This is a genomic window from Scandinavium sp. (assembly GCF_051650185.1).
GTDB lineage: Bacteria > Pseudomonadota > Gammaproteobacteria > Enterobacterales > Enterobacteriaceae > Scandinavium.
Map to the genome: position 1 here is coordinate 62608 of NZ_JBOFIN010000131.1, position 20698 is coordinate 83305.

The window sequence follows — 20698 nt, forward strand, 5'->3', positions numbered from 1 at the left end:
AGTCCGGCGACAGAACGCCGCCGGAAGGGTCATCAGGCCTTTAATTGTACCTGACCGTCTTTAACGCGCACGTCAAAATGTGCAATGGAATGGCTTTCATCTTCCATGCACAGCCCGTCGCTGAGGCGGAAGCGCTGTTTTTTCAACGGACTGGCGACCCACAATTCACCGTTGTGCTCCGCAATCAGCCCACGAGAGAGGACGCTGGCGCGGAAGAAGGGGTCGATGTTGCTGATAGCGAACACCTGCTCGTCATGATACGGGCGGAAAATCGCCACCTGCTCGTGGCCGAGCAGAGCGCAGACGCCGGTCTGAGGCAGGATTTCGTCGATGTTGCAGATAGTTACCCACTGGCTCATGCGTTTTCCTCCACCAGAGTGACCGGGATGCGTTCGTACGGGGTTGCCGGGCGATGCTGTTCGCGCTCAGGTACAACCTGCACGTTTGGATCGCGCTGCTTGCTGTTCACAAAGTGCTGGAAGCGGCTTTGTGCAGCCGGGCTGTTGACCGTCTCGGTCCATTCACAGGCAAAGGCGGCACGCAGACGAGCCAGCTCTTCTTCCAGATGGTCATTGAGGCCAAGCTTATCGTCGATGATGACGGCTTTCAGATAGTCGATGCCGCCTTCCATGTTATCGAGCCACGGCGCGGTACGGGTCAGTTTGTCCGCGGTACGGATGTAGAACATCATGAAGCGATCGAGGTATTTGATCAGCGTGTCGTGGTCGAGGTCCGCAGCCAGCAAATCGGCGTGACGCGGTTTCATCCCGCCGTTACCACATACGTACAGGTTCCAGCCTTTTTCGGTGGCGATGATGCCCACGTCTTTGCCCTGGGCTTCCGCACATTCACGGGTACAGCCGGAGACACCAAACTTCATTTTGTGCGGCGTACGAATGCCTTTGTAGCGGTTTTCCAGCTCAACGCCGAAGCCAACGCTATCGCCAACGCCGTAACGGCACCAGGTGCTGCCGACGCAGGTTTTCGCCATACGCAATGCCTTGGCATAGGCGTGACCGGTTTCGAAGCCTGCGTCGATCAACTGACGCCAGATTTCTGGCAGATCATCTTTCTGCGCACCAAACAGGCCGATACGCTGAGAACCGGTGATTTTGGTGTAGAGGTTAAATTCCTGCGCGATACGCCCCACCGCCATCAGGTCATCTGGAGTGATTTCGCCGCCCGCAGAGCGAGGGATCACCGAGTAGGTGCCGTCTTTCTGGATGTTGGCGAGGAAGTTGTCGTTGGTGTCCTGCAACGGCGTGTGCTGAGGCTTCAGCACATATTCGTTCCAGCAGGATGCCAGCAGGGAACCGACGGTTGGCTTACAGACTTCACAGCCGTAGCCTTTGCCGTATTTTGTCAGCAGTTCGTCGAAGGTTTTGATCCCTTCTACACGAATCAGGTGGTAGAGCTCCTGACGAGAGAAGGCGAAGTGTTCACAGAGGTTGTTGTTCACTTCGATGCCCTGTTTCGCCAGTTCGGCATTCAGCACCTGCGTCACCAGCGGGATGCAACCGCCGCAGCCAGTGCCCGCTTTGGTTTCGGCTTTCAGCGCCGCCACGGTGTGACAGCCTTTATTGATAGCGCTGACCAAATCGCCTTTGGTCACGTCGAAGCAGGAGCAGATCTGCGCGCTGTCCGGCAGTTTGTCCACGCCGATGGCCGGTTTACCGCTTGCTGCGTGAGCCGGCAGAATCAGTGCGTCCGGGTTTTCCGGCAGTTCGATAGCGTTCAGCACCAGCTGCAGCAGGTTACCGAAGTCGCTGGTGTCGCCGACCAGCACGGCGCCGAGCAGCGTTTTGTTATCCGGGCTGACGATCAGGCGTTTGTAGACTTCTTTGCTTTCGTCGAGGTAAACGTAGCTGCGTGCGCCCGGCGTGCGGCCATGCGCATCGCCAATGCCGCCGACATCAACGCCCAGCAGCTTCAGCTTGGCGCTGAGGTCTGCGCCTTCGAACGTGTTCTGGTTGCCGAGGATATGATCGACGGCCACCTGCGCCATTTTGTAACCTGGCGCGACCAGGCCGTAAACGCGGTTGTTCCAGCTGGCACATTCACCGATAGCGTAGATATCGGGATCGGACGTCTGACAGGTATCATTGACCATGATCCCGCCGCGCTGACCGGTTGCCAGGCCGCATTGGGTGGCGAGTTTGTCGCGTGGACGGATCCCGGTCGAGAAGACGATAAAGTCGATTTCGAGCTCGCTGCCGTCGGCAAAGCGCATGGTTTTGCGCCCTTCGGTCCCTTCCTGCACGATCTCTTCGGTGTTCTTGCTGGTGTGGACGCGTACGCCCATGCTTTCGATTTTGCGCTTCAGCTGGTCGCCGCCCATCGCGTCAAGCTGTTCGGCCATCAGCATCGGGGCAAATTCGATGACGTGTGTTTCAACGCCGAGGTTTTTCAGCGCGCCTGCGGCTTCAAGACCAAGCAGGCCGCCGCCGACCACTGCACCACGCTTGCTGCGACGAGCACAGGCTTCGATGGCGTTAAGATCTTCGATAGTACGGTAGACGAAGCAGTCCTGAGTATCAGAGCCTTTGATCGGCGGGATCCACGGATAAGAACCGGTCGCCATGATCAGTTTGTCATAAAAGACAGAGCGACCCGCGCTTGAGTGAATCACTTTTTCCTGACGGTTAATCGTGATGGCACGCTCACCAATCAGCACCTTGACGCCGTGTTTCTCATAAAAGCCTTCGCGCACCAGCGAAAGTTCTTCCGCAGTATGGTGAGAGAAGTATGATGAGAGATGCACGCGGTCGTAGGCGATACGGGGTTCTTCACAGAAGACGGTAATCTCGAACTGGTCTGCTGGCGCTTTATCGAGTAAATCCTCAATAAAGCGGTGGCCGACCATGCCGTTACCGATAATTGCGAGTCTGACTTTGCTCATTTTTGCCTCGATTTCTTTTCTATTACCGCCTACCTTAACGATTCAGCAAGGTGACTTATTGATGTGAATCAATTCCGGCCTAACCTACCACCTAAGTGGTATGCGGTTGATTTGTCAGGTTTTTTATAAGTTGCGGAAATGTCAGACTTTTCTGTGGTGCTGAAATAATGTACAAAAAGTGCGGGTTTTAGCCTAAAAATGAAACAAGGCGCGCAGTGCGCCACTCCTGGGGGAAATGAGGATGGGAAGCACACCGTTGTGGTTGATTGAAAATGTCCGCTTGCCTGGGCGTGAAGGGCTATGGCAACTCGGGATTGAAGACGGTAAGTTCCAGTCGATTATTCCTATGGGAGAAACTCGCCATGAGAGCTTAGAGGTACTCAATGCCCGCGGCGGGTTGGCCATTCCGCCTTTTATTGAACCTCATATTCACCTGGATACCACCCAGACGGCAGGCGAGCCAAGCTGGAACCAGTCAGGCACGCTGTTTGAAGGCATCGAACGCTGGGCAGAACGCAAAGCGCTGCTCACGCATGAAGATGTGAAAGCGCGAGCGTGGAAAACCCAGAAATGGCAGATTGCCAACGGTATCCAGTTTGTTCGTACCCACGTTGATGTGTCGGACCCGACGCTCACGGCGCTGAAAGCCATGCTGGAAGTGAAAAAGGAAGTTGCGCCTTGGGTGGATCTGCAAATTGTGGCGTTTCCACAGGAAGGCATTCTTTCCTATCCGGATGGCGCTGCTTTGCTGGAAAAAGCGCTGGAATTAGGGGCTGACGTTGTGGGAGCCATTCCGCATTTTGAATTCACCCGCGAGTACGGCGTGGAATCCCTGCATATTGCTTTCGCCCTGGCGAAAAAATACGACCACCCGTTAGATATTCACTGTGATGAAATCGACGATGAGCAGTCTCGCTTTGTCGAAACGGTTGCAGCACTGGCGTTGAAAGAAGGCATTGGCGCTCGCGTCACGGCCAGTCACACCACCGCGATGCACTCCTATAACGGGGCTTACACCTCGCGCCTGTTTCGTCTGCTGAAAATGTCGGGTATTAACTTTGTTGCCAATCCGCTGGTCAACATCCACCTGCAGGGCCGTTTTGATGATTATCCTAAACGGCGTGGTATCACCCGCGTGAAAGAGCTTTTGGGCGCGGGCATTAATGTCTGTTTCGGCCACGATGATGTGTTTGACCCCTGGTATCCGCTCGGCACGGGCAATATGCTTCAGGTGCTGCATATGGGGCTGCACGTTTGCCAGATAATGGGCTATCAGCAGATTAATGATGGCCTGAACCTGATCACGCACAACAGTGCCAGAACGTTTGGTCTGCAGGATTACGGTCTTGAAGTGGGGAACAGCGCTAACCTGATTATTCTGCCAGCCGAAAATGGCTTCGAAGCCGTGCGCTGTCAGGTGCCGGTTCGCTGGTCGATTCGTCAGGGGAGAGTGATTGCGACGACACAACTGGCGCAAACCTGGGTGCAAATGGATAACGGCGGGGAAGAGGTGTTCTTTACCAAAAATAGCCCCTTCGGCGAACGCAAAGGGGCTTAACAGATGCTTAGTGGCCTGCTACCGCATTATGCTGGCGGTGGCGAGTCACAAAGCCGAGGATAAAGCACATCACGAACACTACGGCATACAGACCGTTCGCGGTGTGCAGCGCAGCCAGCGGGCCGCTGTGGGCGACAATCGGGCCGGTGACGACAAACGTCAGCATCGTGCCGATGGTGCCGCAGGTCAGAATGAAGTTCACCAGTTTTGGCGAGGCGACTTTAGTCTGCAGGGAACCCAGGGTGATGATTGAGGTATAAATCGCGCTGGAGAAGAAGCCCAGGCACAGAATGAACCATGGCATATGCTCCGGCGAGCCGTTGATGAACAGATACATCAGCACAACGGCGGCACCTGCCAGCACGGTCAGAATGCGTTGCAGGTCGAAGAAGCGCAGGATAAAGCTAAACGCCCACATGCCCAGCATATAGGACATCCAGAACTTGCTCACCAGCTCACCCGCATCGCTCAGGCTCATGCCCAGGCCTTTCGCATACTCTGGCACCCAGGCAATAAAGCCCAACTGACCGAGGATGTAGCACAGGGCGGCCACGGCGAGGAACAGCACGCCAATGCCCCATTTTTCTTTTGCCACAGGCTGCGCGTTCGCTTCAGCTTTCTTGCCGAGCACCGGGAAATCGCAGCCAAAGGTCAGAATGAAAATCGCGACATACACCAGACCAATGCAGGCGTAGACCCAGTACCACTCAATGGTGCGCGCCAACAGATACGCGGCAACCATCGGGAAAATCATCCCGGCCATACTGAAGAAGGAGTCAGTAAACAGCAGACGAGCACCACGCTGACGGCCTTCATACATATGGGTGATGAGGAAGGTACCAATCGACATCGTTATCCCGCTCACCAGCCCAAGAACGAACATCGAGGCGGAGAAGAGCGCAAGGCTGTGGCTGTACATCAGGCCAGCTATCGCTGCCAGCATCAGTACGAAGCCAAAACGCAGCTGTGTTTTCAGCGGCACGATTTCCATCAGCCAGGCGTTAAGGAAAATAGAGATCAAAATACCGGCGTTGAGGAACGTGAAGGTGTTGCTCATGCTGGACACCGGCAGGTGGAAATAGTCGGCGATATTGCCCATCACCATCCCGGTGACGATTACCAGCGCCCCGGTCAGGGCGTAGGAGAAGAAGCTGATCCATGTGAGCTTGATACGATTGCTGTTAGTCATGACTGGCCTGTGAATAGAACTGTAAAACGCATTGACAATGCGTGGGGTGTGCAGATTTTATGCGTTAGCGTGACTGAGGCAAATGTTTATTCTGAAAATGATGAAATTAGTCTTAAATTGGCGCGGCATTCGTCACATTTTTGTCGGCCTTCAAATAAAATCCACTACGTTACATCTGTTTCTGATAAGTAAACTTAAGTAAAAGGCTGGTTTGTCAGCCGAACGCCTTTTAGAATCAAGCGATTCGCACTCTCTACCGTTCCCGTTTAAGGAATTCACATGCTCAAATCTACCCTGGCTGTCGTGACGGCTGTTTTTGCACTCTCTACGATTTCCCCTGCAGTTCTGGCGGCAAAAGCAGATCCGCACGTTTTACTGACAACGTCTGCCGGTAATATTGAGCTGGAACTGAATAGCCAAAAAGCCCCTGTTTCTGTCGAAAACTTCGTGAACTATGTAAACAGTGGGTTCTATAACAACACCACGTTCCATCGTGTGATCCCGGGCTTTATGATTCAGGGCGGTGGCTTCACCGAGCAGATGCAGCAGAAGCAGCCAAATCCGCCTATCAAAAACGAAGCTGACAATGGCCTGCGCAATACTCGCGGGACTATTTCTATGGCGCGTACAGCGGATAAAGACAGCGCAACCAGCCAGTTCTTTATCAACGTGGCAGACAACGCGTTCCTGGATCACGGTCAGCGTGATTTTGGCTACGCGGTCTTTGGTAAAGTTGTGAAAGGCATGGACGTGGCCGATAAGATTTCTCAGGTGGCGTCTCACGACGTTGGCCCATACCAGAATGTGCCAACAAAACCGGTAGTTATCCTGTCTGCGAAAGTTCTGCCGTAATCTCTTCTCTCGCGGGCTAACCTGCCCGCGTCACTCTGACCTTTCTGCGTAACCCGAAATTGCTGCTTATACTTGTGGCACAAGGGGAACCGTCAGGGAGGTTCAGATGAAAAAGCTCACCGATAAGCAAAAAATTCGCCTGTGGGAAAAGCGACGAGCTCACTCGTTTGCGACCAGCGGTCGGCTGGATGTCCCTGAGCCTCACGCCCAGGATGCGCTTTTCGCCCAGCGTGTCGAATCCCTCGAACTCGGCCCGCTGCATCGCGGTTTGCCGTGGCTGTGCGCCATTCACCAGCAGATTTTTCAGGATGCTTATGATTGGGCAGGCGAACTGCGCGAGGTTGATATCTCCCGTGGTGAGACCCGTTTCTGCCATTTTGAGTACATCGAAAATGAAGGCAACGACCTGATGCAGGAGCTGGAAGACGAACACTACCTCGTTGGGCTGCCCAGAGAGGCGTTTATTCAGCGGCTGGCACACTACTACTGTGAGATTAATGTGCTGCATCCGTTCTTTGTTGGCAGCGGCCGTGCGCAGCGCGTGTTCTTCGAGCAATTGGCCATTCACGCCGGATATGTGCTGGACTGGGGCGTCGTTGACCCGGAAAGCTGGAGTCAGGCGAACCAGAGCGGGGCGATGGGTGATTTACAGCCGTTGACCGACCTGTTCACTAAAGTGGTGAGCGAAGCGCAGGAAACTGAGTAGAATAGCGCGGTTTGCTGTCACCGGAGCCGCTATGATCCTGCTTATCGATAACTATGATTCGTTTACCTGGAACCTCTACCAGTATTTTTGCGAGCTGGGAGCCGAGGTGGTTGTCAGGCGCAATGATGAGATCAGTCTCGATGAGATAGCGCAGCTGGCACCGGCAAAAATCGTCATTTCGCCAGGCCCTTGTACGCCGGATGAGTCCGGGATTTCGCTCGACGTGATCCGTCACTATGCTGGAAAACTGCCTGTTCTCGGTGTTTGTCTGGGCCACCAGGCGATCGGCCAGGTTTTTGGCGCGACCATTGTTCGTGCGGCTAAAGTGATGCACGGGAAAACTTCCCCGATAACGCATAACGGTGCTGGCGTTTTCAGCGGACTGAATAATCCACTCACGGTGACTCGCTATCATTCACTGGTGATTGACCCGCCAACGTTACCCTCCTGTTTTGAGATAACTGCAACCAGCGAAACAGGTGAGATCATGGGCATTCGCCACCGTGAATGGGATCTCGAAGGCGTGCAATTTCACCCCGAAAGCATTCTCAGCGAGCAGGGCCATCAGCTGCTGGAGAACTTCCTTAAGCGGTAAATGCGCTTGCCACGATCTGATTTTTTATGCATATTTCATGATTATATTTTCATAATCATGCTGCGTAAGAGGTTTTGACATGGCGAGTGAACAAATGGCAATTACCCGGGCAACTTTTGACGAAGTGATCCTGCCCATTTATGCCCCGGCGGAGTTTATCCCGGTGAAAGGGAAAGGGAGCCGAATCTGGGATCAGCAGGGCAAAGAGTATGTTGATTTTGCTGGTGGGATTGCCGTTACTGCGTTGGGTCACTGTCATCCCAGACTCGTCGAAACGCTGAAAAGCCAGGGCGAAACGTTGTGGCACACCAGCAACGTCTTCACCAATGAACCTGCGCTGCGTCTGGGGCGTAAGCTGGTGGCATCGACATTCGCTGAACGTGTGGCGTTTATGAATTCCGGCACTGAGGCGAACGAAACCGCTTTTAAACTTGCTCGCCACTATGCCTGCATGCGCCACAGTCCGTTCAAAACCAAAATCATCGCTTTCCATAACGCTTTCCATGGTCGTTCACTGTTTACCGTGTCCGTTGGCGGGCAGCCGAAGTATTCCGACGGCTTCGGGCCAAAACCTGCGGATATCATTCATGTGCCCTTCAACGACCTGCATGCAGTGAAAGCGGTAATGGACGACCATACCTGCGCCGTTGTGGTTGAACCTATTCAGGGCGAAGGTGGCGTGACGGCGGCGACGCCTGAATTTCTGAAAGGCCTGCGTGAGCTGTGCGACGAACATAAGGCTTTGCTGGTGTTTGATGAAGTGCAGTGCGGCATGGGGCGTACGGGTTCGCTGTTCGCCTATATGCATTACGGCGTGACGCCGGATATTCTCACCACCGCTAAAGCTCTGGGCGGCGGTTTTCCTGTCAGCGCTATGTTGACCACGGAAGAGATCGCCAGCGCTTTTCACGTGGGATCACACGGCTCAACTTACGGCGGTAATCCATTGGCCTGTGCGGTAGCGGGTACAGCTTTCGACATCATCAACACCCCGGAAGTGCTGGAAGGGGTGAAGGCAAAGCGCGAACAGTTTGTGAAGCATTTACAGCAGATTGACGCCGAACTGGATGTATTCAGCGATATCCGCGGCATGGGGCTGCTGATTGGGGCTGAGCTTAAGCCCCAGTTCAAAGGGCGTGCGCGTGACTTCCTGCATGCAGCGGCTCATGAAGGCGTAATGGTGCTGAATGCAGGGACTGACGTGATGCGTTTCGCGCCTTCGCTGGTGGTTGAGAGCGCTGATATCGATGAAGGGATGAAGCGTTTTGCTGCTGCGGTGAAGAAGGTCGTCGGCTGATTTTTCGCCCGGCGGCACTGCGTTTGCCGGGCCTGCGTGATGTGACCGTCTGTAGGCCTGTGCAAGCGAAGCGCCGCCAGGCAGGGTATCTATGCCCGGCGTTTCAGCCAAATCCCGTGATGCGGACGCTGACGCCAGGCCACCGAAGAGATGGTGTGCATGGTATTCAGGTGCCCCAGTATCCGCTGTAAATGCTGTTCCATGGTGCTCAACGGGCCGTGGGACAGCGTATCAGGTGACTCCATAATATTCGCATCTCCGCTTCCCCCTGCTTCGTCATACTCCAGGCGCTGCTGACACCGTTGCAGCGCAATCTCACAAGATTCCAGATAACGCTGGGCCAGTGATTCCGTCAGCATGTTGTGCTCGCGGGCGAGCGTGGTCATGGCGTTAATATGCTCGACAATAAACTGGCTGTGGGTCACCCATAGCTTCATATCGGCAAGATAGCGCGAGTTAAAGCCGGGCTCCTGCATCGCCTGATTAAGCGAATTGAATAGTGCGTTATGTGCCTGATTCACACGCATACGCTGATAGGCGAGGGTTGGTGCTTCCGGGTCGTTACTCAGAATAAGGCGTAAGGCTTCCTGATCGGCTTCCAGCGCCTGCTGGGCATTTTTACGCAACAGGCCGCTTTGCCATTGCGGCCACAGCCAGACCATCCCACCAAAGGCAATCAGACAGCCGATTAGCGTGTCTATCAGCCGGGCAACAATAAATTGATCTCCGTTGAGCGTCAGCAACTGGATGGTGTATACCGCCGTCACCGTAAAGCCCACCGTGGCCCAGCCGTAGCTTTTGCGGATGATGAGATAGCTTATGAGGGTGATAACCAGCATCGCCGCCAGCGCATAGCCTTCTGGAGCATGAAAGTGCAGGGTGATGCCTGCGATGACTAATCCAGCCAGCGTACCTGCCGCCCGGTGGAAGATCCTCACTCGCGTCGCACCATACCCGTTTTGTGTGACCAGCAGGACCGTCATCAGGATCCAGTAAGGTTTTGGCAGGTGTAATGCCGACCCCATCAGGCTGGCGATGCTCAGCATCACGCTGATTCGCGCGGCATTGCGCAGTGCCGGGGACTTCAGCGAAAGATAGCTTTTGAGTGCCGCGAAGACCGGCAAGCGGCGTTCATTATCTGCCATTAAATCACGCGGATAGAGCGGGCGCTGGAGGCGCAGCACTCTGGCGATGCGACTGAAATGCCAGGCGCAGAACTGGCCCACGGGGTTATCGGGATGCTGACGGGCGATTTTCTCCAGCGCGCCAATCTGCTTGTCCATCGAGAAGCGTTGGGGAAAACGGTGGTAGAGAATATCATCGGCCATCACGCGCAGGCGGGTGGCAATGGTTTGGGCATTCCAGCGGATAACGGCTTCAGCATGGCTGCGCTCAACCAGCTTCTGGACTTCTGCCGGTTGGTGCAGGCTGACGGAGATATGCTCCTGCAAATCAAGGCCCATCTGGAAGGAGCGCAGCAGGCGTTTGTAATCATGGTTCTTATTGGCCGCGAGCATGTGAAGCTGCTGATAGCACTGGGTGATTAAATCGACGGCTTTTTGCTGACGAGCCAGCAGCGGCGGCAAAGCTTTCTCGGGATCGGTGTGCTGGGTCAGCAGGCTGTACTTGGCCTCGCAGTAATCCGCCAGCTGGCGATACAGCAGACTCAGCGATTCCCGCAGCGGCTGTTCACGCCACATCCAGAACCAGAACCAGTTAAACAGGCCATACCAAAGCGTGCCGAGGGCATAAATCAGCAGCGGCTCCCAGACTGGCATGTTGCCCGCAAGGCTCAGGGTAAAAATTGCGGCGATGAGAGACGCCGGAAGTAAACGGGCATGCAGAGAACTTATCTCGGCCGTTACGCCAAGCGTCATGGCGAGAACGGTCAGGATCAGCGGCAAGGGGAGGGTATGTGCCAGCAGTAATTGAACCGCGAGGCTGCAGCCCGCAAACAGTGAACCGCCAATAATCAGGCGTTTAAAAAAGCGTTTGTGCGGCGTATCGAGACCGGCAATGTTGCAGCAGGCGGGAACTAACGAAAACAGCAGACCGTACTTGAGATACCCCAGCATCAGGCCGATAGCCACGGGCGTACAGAGCACCAGGGTTTGCCGCAGTGCGTAGTTAATTTCCGGGTGATAAATTAGCCTGCGCCACATAGCGGTAGAGACAAAAATGGCGTATTGCGTGAACAATACGCCATTTATCGAGCTTAGCGGGTGCCGTAAACGACGATGGTCTTACCGTGGGCGGAGATCAGGTTCTGATCTTCCAGCATTTTCAGAATACGGCCAACGGTTTCACGGGAACAGCCCACGATCTGACCGATTTCCTGACGGGTAATTTTAATCTGCATACCGTCCGGGTGGGTCATGGCATCGGGTTGTTTCGCCAGGTTCAGCAGCGTCTGGGCGATACGGCCCGTTACGTCGAGGAACGCAAGGTTGCCGACCTTCTCTGAGGTGACCTGCAGACGGCGGGCCATCTGCGAAGAGAGGCGCATCAGAATATCCGGGTTTACCTGAATTAACTGACGGAATTTTTTGTACGAGATTTCGGCCACTTCACAAGCGGTTTTCGCCCGAACCCAGGCACTACGCTCCTGGCCTTCTTCGAAGAGACCAAGCTCACCAATGAAATCGCCCTGGTTGAGGTAAGAGAGGATCATCTCTTTCCCTTCTTCGTCCTTGATGAGTACAGCAACTGAGCCTTTCACGATGTAGTACAGCGTTTCTGCTTTTTCACCCTGGTGAATCAGCGTGCTCTTCGATGGGTACTTATGAATGTGGCAATGAGACAAGAACCATTCAAGGGTAGGGTCTGTTTGCGGTTTGCCAAGCACCATGCGCGGTTATCCTCTGTTATAAGCTGTCTCCAGTGGCAGACATGACACTGCCGCTGGCTTTGCAATCGTATCCTTCCCTGTGCCTGGGAAGTCGGCTGTCGAATTGTGCAGCAGCCTGTAATGTGGTGTCCTCTGCGTACATTCAGCACTTCAATGCATTACTGTCGCATCCCGACTGTTTTAGCATAGCTTTAGCTGCGTGTCTCCTGGTGTCTCGCTTCAGCATGATGCACGTCTCCTTCCGTTGCGAGTTTTGTTATGTGCGCGTAATCTGAGAGGAAATTTGCAACTTCGGAGTTAAAAATTATGCAAGCACGTGTGAAATGGGTTGAGGGTTTAACCTTCCTGGGCGAGTCTGCTTCTGGCCACCAGATTTTGATGGACGGTAACTCTGGAGACAAAGCGCCGAGCCCGATGGAAATGGTGCTGATGGCAGCCGGCGGTTGCAGTGCGATCGACGTGGTGTCTATTTTGCAAAAAGGGCGTCATGACGTGAAAGATTGCGAAGTGAAGCTGACCTCGGAGCGTCGTGAAGAAGCGCCGCGTATGTTTACGCACATTAATTTGCACTTCATCGTAACGGGTAAAGACCTGAAAGAAGCGGCAGTGTCTCGTGCGGTGGATTTGTCTGCGGAGAAATATTGCTCTGTGGCGCTAATGCTGGAGAAAGCGGCGAAGATCACCCACTCGTTTGAGGTGGTTGAGGGGTAATCGTGTGCGGCCTGATGCCCTCACCCCGACCCTCTCCCACAGGGAGAGGGAGCAAACACTAAAAACCTTCTCGTAAGAGAAGGTTTTGCTGTTTACCTTGGCCGCCCGGTTGTGGTTTAAATCGCTCTGCCATCCATCAGCCGCTCAACCAGCGGCGTCATGATCAACTCCATCGCCAGCCCCATTTTCCCTCCAGGCACCACCAGCGTGTTCATGTGTGAAATGAACGAGCCTTGCAGCATCGCCAACAGCCAGGGGAAATCAATGTCGCCCAGATTCTGGAAATGGATAACCACAAAGCTTTCATCCAGCGACGGAATGCCTTTGGCGGCAAACGGGTTAGAGGTATCGACCGTAGGGACTCGCTGGAAGTTGATATGCGTGCGCGAGAACTGGGGCGTGATGAAGTTGATGTAATCCTCCATGGAGCGCACCACGGAATCCATCACCGCTTCACGAGAATGTCCGCGTTCGCTGGTGTCGCGCGTAAGCTTCTGAATCCATTCCAGGTTCACAATCGGGACTACGCCAACCAGCAAATCCACATGCTTTGCCACATCATGCTGAGGCGTGACTACGCCACCGTGTAATCCTTCGTAGAACAGCACATCGGTGGGTTCCGGCAGCGGCTGCCAGGGCGTGAATGTTCCGGGTACCTGATTCCACGGCACGGCTTCATCATAGGTATGCAGATATTTGCGCGACTGCCCGGTACCGCTTTGGCCATAGGTAAGAAACGTCTGTTCCAGCAGGCCGAAGTCGTTGGCGTCCGGGCCGAAATAACTGATATGGCGGCCCATATCGCGCGCTTTACGGATGGCCATGTCCATCTCAGGGCGGGTATAGCGATGGAAGCTATCCCCTTCGACTTCGGCGGCGTTTAAATTGAGCTGAGCAAAGATTTTACGAAAGGCGAGGCTGGTGGTGGTGGTCCCCGCGCCGCTGGAGCCGGTCACGGCAATCACCGGGTATTTGGCAGACATAACGACTCCCTGGGTAAGCTGTGATAATGAGTATAGTCAGCCGCGAAATTGAGTGCGGGTCATTAAGTTGACGGTCTCGTGCAGTTCGGACCACACCAGAACCACTTCCCCGCTTTGCAATTGCTGTTTGACGTCGGCGACTTTATCTTCGAGCGAACGTTCATGTTCACCATAATCGGTGCCTTCGCGCAACACAAAGCTTTCAATCAGGTTTTCCAGCGTTTCGGGAGCCAGATCCTGCCAGGGAATGATCATGCGATGGCTCCAAGAAAACGGGTCAGCCAGTCAGGAATGCGTTTTTCCAGCCACATTTCTGGATGGCGCAGCGTGCCGCCGACAAAGCCAACGTGCCCGCCGTATTCGGTAAGCTGATACTGGATATTCTTCGGCAACTCTTCCTGTGCAGGAATCGAGTGGTGATCCATAAAGGGATCGTCTTTGGCGTGAATAATCAGCGTCGGTTTGGTTATCTGACTCAGCACCGGCATGGCGCTGCACTGGCGGTAATAGTCGATGGCATCGGCGAACCCGTGAATTTTTGAGGTAATCAGATCGTCAAACTCGCGAATACGGCGAACGCTTTTCAAACGCTTAAGATCGACCGGCAGCGTACCAGGATAAGCTTTAAGCTTGCGTGAAGCATTGGCCTTCAGCAGATTAAGCAGGTAGCGCTGATAAACGCGGGAAAAGCCCTTATCCATGTGATAGCTGCAGGCTTCGAGCATAAAGGGCGCAGAAACGATCACTGCGGCATCCAGCGGCGTCGCGTCGCCTTCTTTCGCTAACAGACAGCCGAGCATGTTGCCGCCCAGCGAGTAGCCGACCGCCGCCGTCGGCACTTCTCCAAATTCACGTTTCAGCCAGGAGAGGAACCAGGTGCCATCTTCGGTTTCACCAGAATGGTAAATACGGTCGTTGCGGTTCGGTTCACCGCTGCAGCCGCGAAAATGCATCACCACGCCAAGCCAGCCGCGCTGCTGTGCCGCATGAATCAGGCCATGAGCGTAAGGGCTGTAAAGGCTGCCTTCAAGGCCGTGAAACACCACCAGACGCGGTTTGTGACGTGCCTGATTCGGATCTTCACTCCAGGCCAGATCGACAAAGTCACCATCCGGAAGCTCCAGACGCTGCCAGTGCGGCGTGAACAGCACTTTGCGACGGATCAGGCGCGGCAGCATGGTCTGCAGGTGGCAGTTGCGCACGCCTTTCATCGGCACAAATGTGTCGTTCTCTTCGGGTGGGACTTCAAATTCTACAGGGGTGATCTGGGCCATACTGTTACGCTGTTGTGATGAAAATCCTGTTTACTATACCGTCATGACGGTTTCGTGTTTATGAAAATGAGCCGCGTGACGCTTTTGCAACGCGTTGCCCGGCGGCACTTCGTTTGCCGGGCCTACGGATCATCTCCTTGTAGGCCCGGTAAGTCGTAGCCGCCACCGGGCATGGGTTACTCTTCCTGGAGCATTTTTTCCAGTTGCTCATGGGCATCAAGCCAGGCCATTTCGCACTCTTCCAGGCCTGATTTGGCGCTGGCCTGCTGCTGAAGGCACTCCGTCAGCTCCGCTTTACGAGCCTGATCATACAGTTCGCTGTCACCCAGCTTCTCTTCAGCGGCGGCGAGTTTCGCATTGAGTTTTTCCATCTCTTTTTCCAGACGGGTTATCTCTTTGCGCAGCGGCTGGGTCAGCGTGCGTAACTCTGCTTCGCGACGTTTCTGATCTTTTCGCGCCTGGGCGCTGTTGGCGTTGTCTTTGGGGGCTTCGTCAGCCTGGTTTTCCTGCTTCTGAACATCTGTCAGCCACTGCTGATAATCTTCCAGATCGCCATCGAAAGGCTCCACTTTCGCATCGTGAACCAGATAGAGGTCATCGGTCGTGGAACGCAGCAGGTGGCGATCGTGCGACACCACGACCAGTGCGCCCTCAAATTCAATCAGCGCTTCGGTCAGCGCCTGACGCATGTCGAGATCCAGGTGGTTGGTCGGTTCATCGAGCAGCAACAGGTTAGGGCGCTGCCAGACGATTAACGCCAGCACCAGGCGCGCTTTCTCGCCTCCGGAGAAACGACGCGTCTCTTCGCTCACTTTATCGCCCTGGAAACCAAAACCGCCGAGGTAATCGCGCAGCTGCTGTTCCAGCACTTGCGGCTCCAGTCTTACCAGATGCTGAAGCGGTGACTCATCAGCGCGTAAAAATTCAAGCTGATGCTGGGCGAAGTAACCGAGCTTGATGCCTTTCGCCAGACCGATTTCACCGCTTTGCGGGGCCAGTTCACCGGCCAACAGTTTGATAAGCGTAGACTTGCCCGCACCGTTTCGACCGAGTAAACCAATACGCGAACCCGGGACAAGGTTGAGCTTAATGGAGTCGAGAATGGTGCGGTCGCCGTAACCGGCACTCACTTTTTCCATCTTCAGCAGCGGATTGGGCAAGCTCTCTGGCTCACGGAAGCTAAAGTGGAACGGGTTATCGACGTGCGCCGGGGCAATCAGCTCCATACGCTCCAGCATTTTCACGCGGCTTTGGGCCTGCTTGGCTTTCGACGCCTTCGCTTTAAAGCGGTCAATAAAGCTCTGCAAATGCGCCACTTTCTGCTGTTGGCTTTCGTACATCGACTGCTGCTGAGACAAACGCGTCGCGCGCTGGATCTCAAAAGAAGAGTAGTTGCCGGTGTACTCGAACATCGACTGCTGTTCGATATGGATAATTTTGCCCACCACTGGATCAAGGAAATCGCGGTCATGGGAAATCAGGATCAGCGTGCCCTGATAGCTCTTCAGCCACTTCTCCAGCCAGATAACGGCGTCAAGATCGAGGTGGTTAGTTGGTTCATCGAGCAGCAGCAGGTCGGAGCGGCAAATCAGCGCCTGCGCAAGGTTGAGGCGCATACGCCAGCCACCGGAGAAATCACTGGTTGGACGCTCCAGTTGCTCATTGCTGAAACCCAGACCGTGCAGCAGGCTGGACGCGCGAGAACGGATGGTCCACGCATCGATAGCATCCAGCTTGCCATGAACGGTGGCGATGGCATGACCGTCGTTGCGCTCATTCGCGGCATTCAGTTCCGCTTCAAGCTGGCGGTATTCGCGGTCGCCATCGATAACATAGTCGAGCGCAGGCTGCGGCAGCGCCGGGGTTTCCTGATTCACCCAGGCCAGTTGCCAGTTACCCGGATAAGTGAAACTCCCGCCATCGGCGCTAATCCCGTTCTTTAGTAGCGACAGCAGCGTGGATTTGCCGCAGCCGTTCTTTCCCACCAGACCGACTTTTTGCCCAGGGTTAATAGTGGCTGTGGCGTTGTCCAACAGGACACGCACGCCGCGACGAATTTGTAACGAGGAGAAAACAATCATAAGGCGCCGTATGTTCTGACTATGTTAAATTGTCATTATGATAATGTAGTGTGGTGACGCATCGCGACACCGGGCGGCAATGGTAGCCCAAAACAACAACGCCAGACAAAAGTATTCAGGCGCAGGCATGAAATGAGGCCTGCCCATTGGCCGGGAGGGGAATGATGTCAGAGACAGCAAAAGTGTTGCTGCTGTATGCCCATCCGGAATCTCAGGACTCGGTGGCGAACCGGGTTTTGCTTAAGCCGGCACAACAGCTTGAAAATGTTACCGTGCACGATTTGTACGCACACTATCCCGATTTCTTTATCGACATTCCACGCGAGCAAAAATTGCTGCAGGAGCACGATGTCATTGTGTTCCAGCATCCACTTTATACCTACAGCTGTCCGGCGCTCTTAAAAGAGTGGCTTGACCGTGTGCTGAGTCGCGGCTTTGCCAGTGGCCCGGGCGGAAACCAGCTGGCGGGAAAGTACTGGCGAAGTGTCATCACCACCGGTGAGCCGGAGAGTGCTTATCGCCACGACTCCCTGAATCGCTATTCGATGAGCGATGTTTTGCGGCCTTTTGAACTGACCTCCGCGATGTGTCGCATGCACTGGATGAATCCGATCATTGTTTACTGGGCCCGCCGCCAGCCTCCGGAAGAACTGGCCAGCCATGCCAGAGCTTATGGTGAATGGCTGGCAAACCCTATCGCTCCGGGAGGTCGCTGATGGAAGGATCGGATTTACTGCTGGCGGGCGTGCTGTTTCTCTTCGCGGCCGTTGCGGCAGTGCCTTTGGCATCGCGTTTGGGCATTGGCCCGGTGCTGGGGTATCTGCTGGCTGGCATCGCGATTGGCCCGTGGGGCTTGGGGTTCATCAGCGATGTGGACGAAATTCTGCACTTCTCCGAATTAGGCGTGGTGTTCCTGATGTTTATCATCGGGCTGGAGCTGAATCCGTCGAAGCTCTGGCAACTGCGGCGTTCTATCTTTGGTGTGGGAGCCGCTCAGGTGCTGCTGAGCGCAGCAATCCTGACCGGTTTGTTAATGCTGACCAATTTCTCATGGCAGGCGGCGGTGATTGGCGGCATTGGTCTGGCAATGTCCTCCACGGCGATGGCACTTCAGCTGATGCGCGAAAAAGGGATGAATCGCAATGAGGCCGGGCAGCTCGGCTTCTCGGTATTGCTGTTTCAGGATTTAGCCGTGATCCCCGCGCTGGCACTGGTACCGCTGCTGGCGGGATCGGGCGATGAGCATCCTGACTGGATCAAGATCGGCCTGAAAGTGTTGGCGTTTGCCGGCGTGCTGATTGGCGGGCGCTATTTACTGCGCCCGGTTTTTCGCTTTATTGCAGGTTCCGGCGTGCGCGAGGTGTTTACGGCGGCCACGCTGCTGTTGGTGCTCGGGTCCGCATTGTTTATGGATGCGCTGGGCTTGTCGATGGCGCTTGGCACGTTTATCGCCGGTGTGCTGCTGGCGGAAAGTGAATACCGGCATGAGCTGGAAATCGCCATTGAGCCGTTTAAGGGGCTGCTGCTCGGGTTGTTCTTTATTTCCGTTGGCATGGCGCTGAATCTTGGCGTTCTCTATACCCATTTGCTGTGGGTTATTGGCAGCGTGATTATCCTGGTGGCGGTGAAATCACTGGTGCTGTATGTCCTGGCGCGGGTTTATGGTTTGCGAAGTTCAGAGCGTATGCAGTTTGCTGGTGTACTGAGTCAGGGCGGAGAATTTGCGTTTGTGCTTTTTTCGACGGCTTCTTCGCAGCGCCTGTTCCATCACGATCAAATGGCGCTGCTGCTGGTGACGGTTACGCTGTCGATGATGACCACGCCGCTGGTTATGAAAGTTGTCGATAAGCTGCTGTCTCGCCGTTTCAATGGTCCGGAAGAAGAAGATGAAGCGCCGTGGGTTGAAGATGATAAACCGCAGGTGATTGTGGTTGGCTTCGGGCGCTTTGGTCAGGTTATCGGGCGCTTGCTGATGGCCAACAAAATGCGGATAACCGTGCTGGAACGTGACATTAGCGCGGTGAACCTGATGCGTAAATATGGCTATAAGGTCTACTACGGTGACGCGACGCAGATTGAACTGCTGCGCTCCGCAGGGGCAGAAGAAGCGCAATCTATCGTCATCACCTGTAATGCGCCGGAAGACACCATGAAGCTGGTGGAAATCTGCCAACAGCATTTCCCTCATCTGCACATTCTTGCCCGAGCACGCGGGCGTGTGGAAGCTCACGAATTGCTGCAGGCAGGTGTGAAACAATTCTCACGCGAGACGTTTTCCAGTGCGCTGGAGTTGGGACGCAAGGCGCTCATTACGCTGGGGATGCATCCTCATCAGGCGCAGCGCGCGCAGCTTCATTTCCGTCGTCTGGATATGCGCATGTTGCGTGAGCTGATGCCAGTGCACTCGGATACGCAGCAAATATCTCGCGTGCGGGAAGCCCGACGCGAGCTGGAAGAGATTTTCCAGCGTGAAATGCAACAAGAACGACGCCAGCTGGACGGCTGGGACGAATTTGAATAGAAGGTGAACAATGGCAATCCGTAAACGTTTTATCGCCGGGGCAAAATGCCCGGCATGCCAGGCGCAGGATTCAATGGCGATGTGGCGTGAGAATAATGTCGATATTGTTGAGTGTGTTAAGTGCGGTCACCAGATGCGAGAGGCTGACAAACAAGCCCGCGAGCACGTTCGCAAAGATGAGCAAGTGATTGGCATTTTTCATCCCGAGTAGCGATCCTCGCTGTCTTTTTTTAAGCTAAGGGGTACACAGGTGCAGAATTCCGCTACAATCTGCGCCACTATTCTTCCCATGCTCAGGAGATATCATGAAAGTAGCAAAAGACCTGGTGGTCAGCCTGGCCTATCAGGTACGTACAGAAGACGGTGTGTTGGTTGATGAGTCTCCGGTAAGCGCGCCGCTCGACTACCTGCATGGTCACGGTTCCCTGATCTCTGGCCTTGAAAAAGCGCTGGAAGGTCACGAAGTTGGCGATAAGTTCGACGTTGAAGTTGGCGCGAACGACGCTTACGGTCAGTATGATGAAAACCTGGTTCAGCGCGTACCAAAAGACGTCTTCATGGGCGTTGACGAGCTGCAGGTCGGCATGCGTTTCCTGGCTGAAACTGACCAGGGTCCAGTACCGGTAGAAATCACCGAAGTGGAAGATGACCACGTCGTTGTTGATGGTAACCACATGCTGGCTGGCCAGAACCTGAAATTCCACGTTGAAGTGGTAGCGATGCGTGAAGCGACCGAAGAAGAACTGGCTCATGGCCACGTTCACGGTGCACACGACCATCACCACGATCACGACCATGAAGGTGGTTGCTGCGGTGGTCACGGCCACGATCACGGCGACCATGAACATGGTAAAGGTGGTTGCGGTAACGGCGGCTGCGGTTGCCACTAATGCGTTTTGCCTTTGGGCTGGCGCATTAAAGGAAAAAGCGGGGAAACCCGCTTTTTTTACGCCTCAATAATGAGGTGGTGGCGTCTCTTCTGCCTGTGAGGCAATGTGGGAAGGCTGGCTGGCTTTCAGTTTTTCGACCATCAGACGCATATTGTCTCGCATCTTCGCCATCTCTATTTCGTGCGCGGTGACTGTCCGGTTGAGATCTTCAATGGTGATCTCCTGAAAGGCCAGTCGGCTTTCCAGCTCTTCCAGGCGCGCTTCGAGTGTTGTCTCGCTCATGAATCACCTCTT

20 protein-coding genes are annotated in these 20698 nt (G+C 54.7%); 10 read left to right on the plus strand and 10 right to left on the minus strand.

Features of this window, described 5'->3' with window-relative positions:
* Positions 1 to 32: 32 nt before the first annotated feature.
* Both nirD and nirB read right to left on the minus strand, forming a co-directional pair.
* Complete coding sequence (gene nirD / locus ACRCWW_RS17800) at positions 33 to 359, minus strand: nitrite reductase small subunit NirD (protein WP_438683584.1); 327 nt, start codon at positions 357 to 359, stop codon at positions 33 to 35.
* On the minus strand, positions 356 to 2899 hold the full coding sequence (nirB, locus tag ACRCWW_RS17805) for a nitrite reductase large subunit NirB (protein ID WP_438683585.1): 2544 nt from the start codon (positions 2897 to 2899) through the stop codon (positions 356 to 358). The genes nirD and nirB overlap by 4 nt, the downstream gene beginning before the upstream one ends.
* Positions 2900 to 3140: 241 nt before the next feature.
* On the opposite strand from nirB, the gene ACRCWW_RS17810 reads away from it, so the two are divergent.
* The gene (locus ACRCWW_RS17810; RefSeq protein ID WP_438683586.1) at positions 3141 to 4457 is read left to right on the plus strand and encodes a cytosine deaminase; all 1317 of its coding nucleotides are present in this window, start codon (positions 3141 to 3143) and stop codon (positions 4455 to 4457) included.
* Positions 4458 to 4464: 7 nt separating this feature from the next.
* Here ACRCWW_RS17810 and tsgA read toward each other — a convergent pair whose 3' ends face one another.
* On the minus strand, positions 4465 to 5646 hold the full coding sequence (gene tsgA, locus ACRCWW_RS17815; protein ID WP_438683587.1) for an MFS transporter TsgA: 1182 nt from the start codon (positions 5644 to 5646) through the stop codon (positions 4465 to 4467).
* 279 nt (positions 5647 to 5925) lie between these two features.
* Between tsgA and ppiA the strand changes: the two genes are divergently transcribed.
* From ppiA to argD, 4 genes are all read left to right on the plus strand, one after another.
* Positions 5926 to 6498, plus strand: a complete 573-nt coding sequence (ppiA, locus tag ACRCWW_RS17820) for a peptidylprolyl isomerase A (RefSeq protein WP_438683588.1) — start codon at positions 5926 to 5928, stop codon at positions 6496 to 6498.
* Positions 6499 to 6604: 106 nt separating this feature from the next.
* The gene (locus tag ACRCWW_RS17825; protein ID WP_438683589.1) at positions 6605 to 7204 is read left to right on the plus strand and encodes a putative adenosine monophosphate-protein transferase Fic; all 600 of its coding nucleotides are present in this window, start codon (positions 6605 to 6607) and stop codon (positions 7202 to 7204) included.
* 31 nt (positions 7205 to 7235) lie between these two features.
* Positions 7236 to 7799, plus strand: a complete 564-nt coding sequence (gene pabA / locus ACRCWW_RS17830) for an aminodeoxychorismate synthase component 2 (RefSeq protein WP_438683590.1) — start codon at positions 7236 to 7238, stop codon at positions 7797 to 7799.
* A 79-nt stretch (positions 7800 to 7878) separates the two neighbouring features.
* A complete protein-coding gene (gene argD, locus ACRCWW_RS17835; protein WP_438683591.1) occupies positions 7879 to 9096 on the plus strand; it encodes a bifunctional acetylornithine/succinyldiaminopimelate transaminase in 1218 nt (405 codons plus the stop codon).
* An 89-nt stretch (positions 9097 to 9185) separates the two neighbouring features.
* Here the strand turns inward: argD and ACRCWW_RS17840 are convergent, their stop codons facing one another.
* Positions 9186 to 11258, minus strand: a complete 2073-nt coding sequence (locus ACRCWW_RS17840; RefSeq protein ID WP_438683603.1) for a YccS/YhfK family putative transporter — start codon at positions 11256 to 11258, stop codon at positions 9186 to 9188.
* Between the two features lie 53 nt (positions 11259 to 11311).
* The gene (crp, locus tag ACRCWW_RS17845; RefSeq protein ID WP_000242758.1) at positions 11312 to 11944 is read right to left on the minus strand and encodes a cAMP-activated global transcriptional regulator CRP; all 633 of its coding nucleotides are present in this window, start codon (positions 11942 to 11944) and stop codon (positions 11312 to 11314) included.
* 306 nt (positions 11945 to 12250) lie between these two features.
* Between crp and ACRCWW_RS17850 the strand changes: the two genes are divergently transcribed.
* Complete coding sequence (locus tag ACRCWW_RS17850) at positions 12251 to 12655, plus strand: OsmC family protein (RefSeq protein WP_438683592.1); 405 nt, start codon at positions 12251 to 12253, stop codon at positions 12653 to 12655.
* A 116-nt stretch (positions 12656 to 12771) separates the two neighbouring features.
* On the opposite strand, the gene ACRCWW_RS17855 is transcribed toward ACRCWW_RS17850, so the two are convergent.
* The 4 genes from ACRCWW_RS17855 to ACRCWW_RS17870 form a co-directional block, all read right to left on the minus strand.
* Entirely contained in the window at positions 12772 to 13638 is an 867-nt protein-coding gene (locus tag ACRCWW_RS17855) for a phosphoribulokinase (RefSeq protein WP_438683593.1), read from the minus strand.
* A 36-nt stretch (positions 13639 to 13674) separates the two neighbouring features.
* The gene (locus tag ACRCWW_RS17860; protein WP_330985027.1) at positions 13675 to 13893 is read right to left on the minus strand and encodes a YheU family protein; all 219 of its coding nucleotides are present in this window, start codon (positions 13891 to 13893) and stop codon (positions 13675 to 13677) included.
* Complete coding sequence (locus ACRCWW_RS17865; RefSeq protein WP_404659811.1) at positions 13890 to 14912, minus strand: hydrolase; 1023 nt, start codon at positions 14910 to 14912, stop codon at positions 13890 to 13892. The genes ACRCWW_RS17860 and ACRCWW_RS17865 overlap by 4 nt, the downstream gene beginning before the upstream one ends.
* A gap of 176 nt (positions 14913 to 15088) precedes the next feature.
* The gene (locus ACRCWW_RS17870) at positions 15089 to 16993 is read right to left on the minus strand and encodes an ABC transporter ATP-binding protein (protein ID WP_438683594.1); all 1905 of its coding nucleotides are present in this window, start codon (positions 16991 to 16993) and stop codon (positions 15089 to 15091) included.
* A 164-nt stretch (positions 16994 to 17157) separates the two neighbouring features.
* Here ACRCWW_RS17870 and kefG point away from each other — a divergent pair, with 164 nt between their 5' ends.
* From kefG to slyD, 4 genes are all read left to right on the plus strand, one after another.
* Positions 17158 to 17709, plus strand: coding sequence for a glutathione-regulated potassium-efflux system ancillary protein KefG (gene kefG, locus ACRCWW_RS17875; protein ID WP_438683595.1), 552 nt, complete (start codon positions 17158 to 17160; stop codon positions 17707 to 17709).
* A complete protein-coding gene (gene kefB / locus ACRCWW_RS17880; RefSeq protein ID WP_438683596.1) occupies positions 17709 to 19514 on the plus strand; it encodes a glutathione-regulated potassium-efflux system protein KefB in 1806 nt (601 codons plus the stop codon). Before kefG ends, kefB begins: the two co-directional genes overlap by 1 nt.
* A gap of 10 nt (positions 19515 to 19524) precedes the next feature.
* Positions 19525 to 19725 (plus strand): YheV family putative zinc ribbon protein, encoded by a 201-nt coding sequence (locus ACRCWW_RS17885; protein ID WP_404659814.1) that lies wholly within the window; start codon positions 19525 to 19527, stop codon positions 19723 to 19725.
* Positions 19726 to 19819: 94 nt separating this feature from the next.
* Positions 19820 to 20404 (plus strand): peptidylprolyl isomerase, encoded by a 585-nt coding sequence (slyD, locus tag ACRCWW_RS17890; RefSeq protein WP_438683597.1) that lies wholly within the window; start codon positions 19820 to 19822, stop codon positions 20402 to 20404.
* Positions 20405 to 20467: 63 nt separating this feature from the next.
* Here slyD and ACRCWW_RS17895 read toward each other — a convergent pair whose 3' ends face one another.
* Complete coding sequence (locus ACRCWW_RS17895; RefSeq protein WP_330985034.1) at positions 20468 to 20686, minus strand: protein SlyX; 219 nt, start codon at positions 20684 to 20686, stop codon at positions 20468 to 20470.
* Between the last annotated feature and the right edge of the window lie 12 nt (positions 20687 to 20698).

Bases quoted from the DNA above. Each gene is read 5' to 3' on its own strand.
- nirD (WP_438683584.1), bottom strand. From the start codon at position 359: ATGAGCCAGTGGGTAACTATCTGCAACATCGACGAAATCCTGCCTCAG.
- nirB (WP_438683585.1), bottom strand. From the start codon at position 2,899: ATGAGCAAAGTCAGACTCGCAATTATCGGTAACGGCATGGTCGGCCAC.
- ACRCWW_RS17810 (WP_438683586.1), top strand. From the start codon at position 3,141: ATGGGAAGCACACCGTTGTGGTTGATTGAAAATGTCCGCTTGCCTGGG.
- tsgA (WP_438683587.1), bottom strand. From the start codon at position 5,646: ATGACTAACAGCAATCGTATCAAGCTCACATGGATCAGCTTCTTCTCC.
- ppiA (WP_438683588.1), top strand. From the start codon at position 5,926: ATGCTCAAATCTACCCTGGCTGTCGTGACGGCTGTTTTTGCACTCTCT.
- ACRCWW_RS17825 (WP_438683589.1), top strand. From the start codon at position 6,605: ATGAAAAAGCTCACCGATAAGCAAAAAATTCGCCTGTGGGAAAAGCGA.
- pabA (WP_438683590.1), top strand. From the start codon at position 7,236: ATGATCCTGCTTATCGATAACTATGATTCGTTTACCTGGAACCTCTAC.
- argD (WP_438683591.1), top strand. From the start codon at position 7,879: ATGGCGAGTGAACAAATGGCAATTACCCGGGCAACTTTTGACGAAGTG.
- ACRCWW_RS17840 (WP_438683603.1), bottom strand. From the start codon at position 11,258: ATGTGGCGCAGGCTAATTTATCACCCGGAAATTAACTACGCACTGCGG.
- crp (WP_000242758.1), bottom strand. From the start codon at position 11,944: ATGGTGCTTGGCAAACCGCAAACAGACCCTACCCTTGAATGGTTCTTG.
- ACRCWW_RS17850 (WP_438683592.1), top strand. From the start codon at position 12,251: ATGCAAGCACGTGTGAAATGGGTTGAGGGTTTAACCTTCCTGGGCGAG.
- ACRCWW_RS17855 (WP_438683593.1), bottom strand. From the start codon at position 13,638: ATGTCTGCCAAATACCCGGTGATTGCCGTGACCGGCTCCAGCGGCGCG.
- ACRCWW_RS17860 (WP_330985027.1), bottom strand. From the start codon at position 13,893: ATGATCATTCCCTGGCAGGATCTGGCTCCCGAAACGCTGGAAAACCTG.
- ACRCWW_RS17865 (WP_404659811.1), bottom strand. From the start codon at position 14,912: ATGGCCCAGATCACCCCTGTAGAATTTGAAGTCCCACCCGAAGAGAAC.
- ACRCWW_RS17870 (WP_438683594.1), bottom strand. From the start codon at position 16,993: ATGATTGTTTTCTCCTCGTTACAAATTCGTCGCGGCGTGCGTGTCCTG.
- kefG (WP_438683595.1), top strand. From the start codon at position 17,158: ATGTCAGAGACAGCAAAAGTGTTGCTGCTGTATGCCCATCCGGAATCT.
- kefB (WP_438683596.1), top strand. From the start codon at position 17,709: ATGGAAGGATCGGATTTACTGCTGGCGGGCGTGCTGTTTCTCTTCGCG.
- ACRCWW_RS17885 (WP_404659814.1), top strand. From the start codon at position 19,525: ATGGCAATCCGTAAACGTTTTATCGCCGGGGCAAAATGCCCGGCATGC.
- slyD (WP_438683597.1), top strand. From the start codon at position 19,820: ATGAAAGTAGCAAAAGACCTGGTGGTCAGCCTGGCCTATCAGGTACGT.
- ACRCWW_RS17895 (WP_330985034.1), bottom strand. From the start codon at position 20,686: ATGAGCGAGACAACACTCGAAGCGCGCCTGGAAGAGCTGGAAAGCCGA.